This window comes from Bradyrhizobium sp. LeoB3 (assembly GCF_055456055.1).
In genome coordinates, this window is record NZ_JBVBEF010000364.1 from 1 (window position 1) to 540 (window position 540).

Consider the following 540-nt stretch of genomic DNA (forward strand, 5'->3'; position numbering starts at 1 on the left):
GCTGGACGAGACACGCCTGCCCGCGTCAGTCGGGCGGCCGGGTCTCTTTGAGCTTGAGCGCGATGTGCTCCAGCGGACTCATGACCTCGCTGATCGTCTTGGTGGCGACGCGGGTATAGAGCGCCGTCGTATCGAGCTTGGCGTGACCGAGCAGCACCTGGATCACGCGCACGTCGATGTTCTGCTCGAGTAGATGGGTGGCGAAGCTATGCCGCAAGGTGTGCAGCGAGACACGCTTGTTGATCTCCGCCATCTGGGCGGCGGCATGGCAGGCGCGATTGAGCTGGCGCGTGGTCATCGGCTGGGCCGGATCGCGGCCCGGGAACAGCCAGCCCTGTGGCCGCGACGCCTTCCACCAGCTCCGCAGCAGCTCGAGCAGGTGTGGGGAGAGCATGACGTTACGGTCCTTGCCGCCCTTGCCCTGCTCGACGCGGATGATCATGCGCCTGCTGTCGATGTCGGAGACCTTGAGCGAAACCACCTCGGCAGCGCGCAGGCCGGCGCCATAGGCCACGCTCAGCGCCGCCTTGTACTTCAGCC

The 540-nt window shown here is 66.3% G+C and carries 1 protein-coding gene; it reads right to left on the reverse strand.

Annotated features, from left to right (window positions below; genetic code table 11):
- Positions 1–25: 25 nt before the first annotated feature.
- Positions 26–540, reverse strand: a 515-nt coding sequence (locus tag ACZXDY_RS46335; protein WP_464350079.1) for a tyrosine-type recombinase/integrase, incomplete at its 5' end; no start/stop codon positions are given.